The organism is Acetobacterium wieringae (assembly GCF_026646375.1).
Taxonomy (GTDB): domain Bacteria; phylum Bacillota; class Clostridia; order Eubacteriales; family Eubacteriaceae; genus Acetobacterium; species Acetobacterium wieringae_A.
On the sequence record NZ_JAIPPU010000037.1, the window covers coordinates 1 to 6,066 of the forward strand.

Annotated in this window: 5 protein-coding genes; 2 read left to right on the plus strand and 3 right to left on the minus strand. The window is 36.2% G+C overall.

Features of this window, described 5'->3' with window-relative positions:
• The first annotated feature begins 105 nt into the window (after window positions 1-105).
• Together Q7P33_RS17680 and Q7P33_RS17685 are read left to right on the plus strand one after the other, a co-directional pair.
• Window positions 106-1,938, plus strand: a complete 1,833-nt coding sequence (locus tag Q7P33_RS17680; protein ID WP_303872070.1) for a tyrosine-type recombinase/integrase — start codon at window positions 106-108, stop codon at window positions 1,936-1,938.
• On the plus strand, window positions 1,935-2,306 hold the full coding sequence (locus Q7P33_RS17685) for a DUF6262 family protein (protein WP_250934590.1): 372 nt from the start codon (window positions 1,935-1,937) through the stop codon (window positions 2,304-2,306). Before Q7P33_RS17680 ends, Q7P33_RS17685 begins: the two co-directional genes overlap by 4 nt.
• A gap of 227 nt (window positions 2,307-2,533) precedes the next feature.
• On the opposite strand, the gene Q7P33_RS17690 is transcribed toward Q7P33_RS17685, so the two are convergent.
• The 3 genes from Q7P33_RS17690 to Q7P33_RS17700 form a co-directional block, all read right to left on the minus strand.
• Window positions 2,534-3,733, minus strand: coding sequence for an IS256 family transposase (locus Q7P33_RS17690; protein WP_303872072.1), 1,200 nt, complete (start codon window positions 3,731-3,733; stop codon window positions 2,534-2,536).
• Window positions 3,734-3,994: 261 nt separating this feature from the next.
• Window positions 3,995-4,720, minus strand: coding sequence for a hypothetical protein (locus tag Q7P33_RS17695; RefSeq protein ID WP_250934589.1), 726 nt, complete (start codon window positions 4,718-4,720; stop codon window positions 3,995-3,997).
• A gap of 128 nt (window positions 4,721-4,848) precedes the next feature.
• The gene (locus tag Q7P33_RS17700; RefSeq protein WP_303872071.1) at window positions 4,849-5,922 is read right to left on the minus strand and encodes a topoisomerase IV; all 1,074 of its coding nucleotides are present in this window, start codon (window positions 5,920-5,922) and stop codon (window positions 4,849-4,851) included.
• Between the last annotated feature and the right edge of the window lie 144 nt (window positions 5,923-6,066).

Consider the following 6,066-nt stretch of genomic DNA (forward strand, 5'->3'; position numbering starts at 1 on the left):
CTATTATTATAACTTATTTTTAGGTTTCTGTGTCCAACCTCTTGTGTACATCATATTTGGAGTATAAAAAATTCCTTTTTTGATGATTTACGCCCTAATGAGAAAATGATCAAAAAAGGAGAAAAAACCAATATCAAATTCACATACTTTAGTGATTCAATCAAAAGCGAGATCAAATATATGTTTGCACAGAAGTTGATCAATCAAGAAATATCATTAGGTACAATTAGGAGTTATAGCGGCAAGTTCAAAAGCTATGCAGAATTCCTTAATAAATTTTATCCCAAAATCAATAGCGTCATTGAACTTCAGTGGGACAGATTTATCTCGCAGTGGAAGCTATTTCTTGTCAATAAAGGCTTTAAAATAAATGATAAAGACCAGTTTTCTGATTCAAAACATATGAGTTTTGTGAATGCGTTACACTCTTTTTTCATCGATTTCTATGATATGCGAAATGAATACGAAAAAGACGTATGGGATAGCCGAAATATACCCAGTTTTAATAAACTGACTAATACTGCTTCTTCATACAAACTAAATTTTTCCTCAATTGCATTAGTTTTTCGAAATTTGGCAAAGAGATATGTTTCATTCAAAATGACAAATCTCTCGCAGGCCACTTGTCAGAGCATAATCGCAAGTCTTAGAACTTTTTTCAACTATATCAATGAAAAAGAACCAAAATGGAACGATTTAACGAAGTTAACACGAAAACATATGGAAGATTATATCTGCTTTGTACATGAATATTCAGAAGGCACAACTACGGTAGCACAAAGAAATTTAATTCAATTAAAAGCATTTCTCGAATATATTGAACGTTCTGAATGTGATGAAGCACCAGAAAAGCCGAGTTCACATTTGATTTTCAAAGAAGATATTCCCAAACGAGTTGTCAGAAATTATGAAAATATGAAACATATACCCGAAGACGTGCTAAGGCAATTAGATAAAAACTTGGAAAACCTCTATCCACCTGAGTACATCCCGGTCGTTATTCTATTGCGAGCGAGCGGGTGGCGTATATCTGATATTTTCAATTTGCGCTATGATACCTGTTTAGAAAAAACAACACAAGGATGGTACTTGTGTGGGGATATAGAAAAAACGCAAGTTCTGAATCACCGTGTCCCGATTACTGATGAAATTCAACATGTTGTATCAATTGTTATTGAGGAAACTAAAGCAAAAAGTACAGATGACAACAATCCTAATCACCTGTTATTCGTTCGATATTCAGGAACAAGAAAAGGACTTTGCCCTACATCTGGAGCAATAAACAGAGCACTTAATAAGCTTGCTGAAGTTTATAATATCACAGATAACAAGGGTAACACATTTCATTTTAACAATCATGCATTTAGGCACACAAAAGGCGTATCACTGGTTAACAACGGAATGGATCTCCAACTTGTTCAAAAATGGTTTGCTCATAAATCATCAGCTTCGACGCTTTTTTATGCAAAAATCTTAGATGAAAAATTGCGTGAGGAGTGGAAAGAAAAATGCAAAGATGGATTATTTAAAATTGATAAGCTCGGTAAAATGAAAAAAATAGAAATCTCAAAAATTGAAAACGAAGATCTCATCGAATGGGAATATATTCGTCACAATCTCGATGCAGTCAGGACACCTTTAGGTTATTGCATGAAACCGTCTAGTCAGGAATGTTGTACTCAAATGAATCCTTGTCTAACTTGTCGCAATCTTTGTACTACACCTGATTTCATTCCCGCATATGAACATGAAATAGAGGAATTAAAAGTTTTGATCGAACGCGCAGAAAAGCTAGGGCAAGAAATTTGGGCTGAAAAAAACAAAGATATTAAGCACCATTACGAAGATATCTTGGCTATTTTAAAAAACGGTAAAATTCGTCATAAAGCAGAAAAAAAAGGTAGAGAATATACTGGAGAGGAAAGAGAAAATCAATGACTGGAGATCACAAAAGAAATACAAAGGGCTTAGCTGAATTCAGAGAAAAAAGAGCTAAAGAGTGTCAGGAACGAGTTGATAAAACAATACAACAACTTGTGAAAAATAAAGAGAAAATCTCTTTCAACAGCATTGCTGAAAGATCCAATGTTTCAAAAAAATACCTTTATGATCACTATTTTGACCGTATTAATACGCTTAGAAATCAACAAGCCGGATTGTCTTCTCCAAAGCAGGTTAAGCGTGAAATGTCTGATGCAAATAAAGATGTTATTATTGAAGCACAAAGCAAGCGGATTAAAGACTTGGAGAAAGAAATTAAGAACTTAAAAAGCATTCTGGAAAAGAGGTATGGTGATGAATATTAATAATAGAAATTTAATGCTATAATCGACCTATATAATGATATAAAAATGAATTGATCTGCAAAATTTTTCAAGGGTAGTGTAAATTATTTTGTGCTCTTGCGAATTCCAGGTTAATGGAAAATATTAAAATGAAAAACAGATGTGCAGATTAAATTTCAAGTCTATTTTTGCCCCATGATTCAAAGGCTGTCAATAATCAATATTGGCAGCCTTTGAGATGGACGGGCCTATTCGACGTCGACGAGGCTGATTCGGCCTTCAAAATAAGTTAAAAGCTGTTCCAAAATTTTCGACCAGTCTCTTGGTCTGCCGTTCCATTTTTTAGTGATATCCGTCATAGCCAGATAAAGCATTTTAAAGAGGGCATCATCTGTCGGAAAAATTGATTTTGACTTGGTCACTTTTCTGAGCTGCCGGTTAAAGTTTTCAATTGCGTTGGTCGTATAAATCAACTTTCTCAATTCCGGCGGATATTTGAAATAAGTGGACAAATCTGCCCAGTTATTCTGCCACGAGCGGATCGAACTGGGATATTTCTTTCCCCATTTGTTTTCCAGTGCATCCAGCTGCTGCAAAGCGACATCTTCCGTAGCCGCCTGGTAAACCAATTTCAGATCGGACAAAAATGGTTTGATGTCTTTGTATGAAACAAAACGAGTGGAATAACGGATCTGATGAATGATACAGCGCTGAATCTCCGAATTGGGAAAGACCGCATGAATGGCATCGCCAAAACCGGATAGCCCATCAACGGAGACAATCAGGATATCTTCTGTTCCACGATTCTTGATTTCATTTAATACGCCCAGCCAGTATTCAGCACTCTCGTTGCCACCGACCCACATACCCATGACTTCTTTCGTACCATCCAGCCGAGTGCCAATCGCAATATAAACGGCCTTTTTAATAACAGTATTGTCTTGACGGACATTGTAATGAATCGCATCCATAAATACAATCGCGTACTTATTGGCCAATGGGCGATTTTGCCATTCTTTGGCAATGGGCAGAATCTTATCCGTCATTTTTGAAATCATCGTGGGTGAAGCATCCACCCCGTAAACATTCTGCAGATGTTCGGTGATATCCCGAGTTGTCATTCCTTTTGCATACATTGACAGAACCTGATCCTCTATCGTTGAGATGTCCGTCTGATGCTTTTTTACCACCTGTGGCTCGAATTCACCATCTCGATCTCTTGGAATATCGATGGTCAGATCTCCCATCGAAAAAGTTACTGTTTTTTTACTGAATCCGTTTCGTCGATTGTCTGTTTCCTTGTTGGCATAATCATAACGTGAATAGCCGAGTTCATTTTCCATTTCCGCTTCCAGCATTCCCTGAAGGGTATCACCCAGTAGATCTTTCAGCATATCCTGAACATCTCCTGCATCCTCTGGTTGATATGTTGCCAGCAGCTGCTTAATTAGTTCTTGTCATTCTTTGGTCAGTTTTCGTTGTCTTGCCATAATAAAAATCCTCCCAGATTAATTTTATTTTACCATTAATCTGGAAGGTCATTCTACTCTGACACAAAATTATTTACAGTCTCCGCCAGGAATCAGCATATCATTTATTGCCCTTTACCGTTTCTTCTTGCCATAATAAAAACCTCCTGGCTAATGTATTTATTCTACATCAACCACAAGGTTTACACAATTTTTGAAACGTCTCTTGTTTTCAGCATATTACAACTGTGGAATACCTGATTCAAGCTCAGAATGATTGTAGTTCATCTTTAGTTCTTTCCTAAAATAATTATATTCTTTAACAATGCAGCAAACCATATCTCGAATCAATCTAAACTCTTCATCATTGGCAGCATCTGCGCAAGAAGAATTTTTTACCTCAGGATTACCTTCGTAGTGGCTGTAGGCAAAACGATATGAAACAGCTATTTTAAGTAGTTCCTGCGTAGCGTATTCACCATTCTCGATTATATAATCACACAGCTGTCTTTTATTAAATTGTGATATAGGAGTTTCTATTTCTTCAGAACTTTGACTGAATGCCACTGGTTTTCCCACTTCCAATTTTAGCTGCTGATTAACTCTCTGCGTTGGGGTGACTTCAAAGAATGGTATTTCTTCAAAAGAATGTTCCTGCCCTTTTGTGATTTGAATAAAGCGTCTTACATATTCTGACTGAATAACAATTGCATAAATCTTACTATATAATTCAGAATACTGCTTATGATAAAAATCATACTTAAACCTCAAATCTGAAGAAAAATATTCAAACCCTTCTTTGAATTCTTTTTGGACTTCTTCGGTTTTTCTTGTTATTTCTTGAATATCCTCTTTAGTCGCAAGGTTCTTTCCTTTTTCGTCCATATATGAGGGCAGGTAATTTTTTATGAACAACCCTAATAAAATAGTAAGTACCACGTTAATGACTACTTGTATCCACTCCATACTTTTTCTCCTTCCCATAAAATATCTACCCTGAACAAACAACCCGAGGAAAACCGAAATACATCTAAATTGACCTCACGCTAAGCTTATAAAACGCAAACTAACTAAATAGACCACTCGCCTGTCTCTTAGACACTGATAGACGATTCGTTCAGATAGTAAAACTTACCTTCCTTTATTATGATTTCCACATCATTATCGTAGATTTGTTTCGGTTCGACTGGCCTTTCGGGGATATTTTTTGTTTGGGTGCTTATTTCGCTTACAAGGCTTTGGCTGAGTTCGTTATATTTAAATTTATCATCAAACAAGCTAGGTATTGCAGAAACCACAGCTTCCAAACCAGCCTTCGTTATTCGTTCTTTCTCTAAATCGATACGTAATGAGTTGGACTGACTATCGTGCCATTGTCCAAGGAGATTTCTTGTTTGAACTGACTGTTTGAGATACTTATTAAATGTAGAATAGCTTCTCTCAGTTGAGATTGAACCTTTACCTAACAAATACGTCAATTTGCTAATCTCCTCCATGATCGTAATCAGAGCATTCTGATATCCCAAAAGTTTCTGAAAATCATCAACTTTAAATTGATACTCTTTAAAATCTGGTCTCTGTGTCTTTTGCGTAATATCAGATATTGTAATGTTAACTTGTCCGAGTAGTTCAGTCGCTGTAGCCTTTAAATTCTCTAATGTCGCAAGCTTTAAAATTCTTTGCTCATCGTTTTCCATAATTTCAGAACTGAATTGCGAAATTTCTCCAACAAGGGTAAGCACAGATAAAATACGGCTCTTAAATTCTCTGTCTTGAAAATCTCCAATTTTGTCTATACTCTTCGTTATAGTTTCTAATTTAGAACTTATCTCGGACATATAATACTGCCCGACGACCAAAGAACCAACGTTCATTACATTTGCCACACCATTAGCAATGGTGGTAGCTTTTGTAACTTTCGTCATATCAACTTTAGTTAAATTTGCTTGTGCTGCTACACCTTTACCTTCGTGAATATAACCTCTTGCGGCACCTACCACGTCTTTCGACTTCGTGAGTCGTGAAAAAGGAATATCCATTTTTACTAATTCTGCGCTTTTAATAGAGTTGAGTACGTTGTTCTCAAACGTCCTTGTACCCGTTTGTGATGAAAAGGATATTAGCTCTGAAATTCGAGCTACAATAATATTGTCGGTAATTTCAAACATGCTTTTTCCGTCAAATTGGGTTGTTGCAGGTAAAAACTCAAGCGGTATGGTTATCCCAAATCCCTGAACTTGCTTTATATCTGTCGCTTCTGTGTCAATATCGTTTTGAAACTTCCCAAAATAAACGGTAAAAATTACCCATTA

Excerpts from the sequence above, each read along its gene's own strand:
- Q7P33_RS17680 (WP_303872070.1), top strand. The coding sequence starts at position 106 with ATGATCAAAAAAGGAGAAAAAACCAATATCAAATTCACATACTTTAGT.
- Q7P33_RS17685 (WP_250934590.1), top strand. The coding sequence starts at position 1,935 with ATGACTGGAGATCACAAAAGAAATACAAAGGGCTTAGCTGAATTCAGA.
- Q7P33_RS17695 (WP_250934589.1), bottom strand. The coding sequence starts at position 4,720 with ATGGAGTGGATACAAGTAGTCATTAACGTGGTACTTACTATTTTATTA.
- Q7P33_RS17700 (WP_303872071.1), bottom strand. The coding sequence starts at position 5,922 with ATGTTTGAAATTACCGACAATATTATTGTAGCTCGAATTTCAGAGCTA.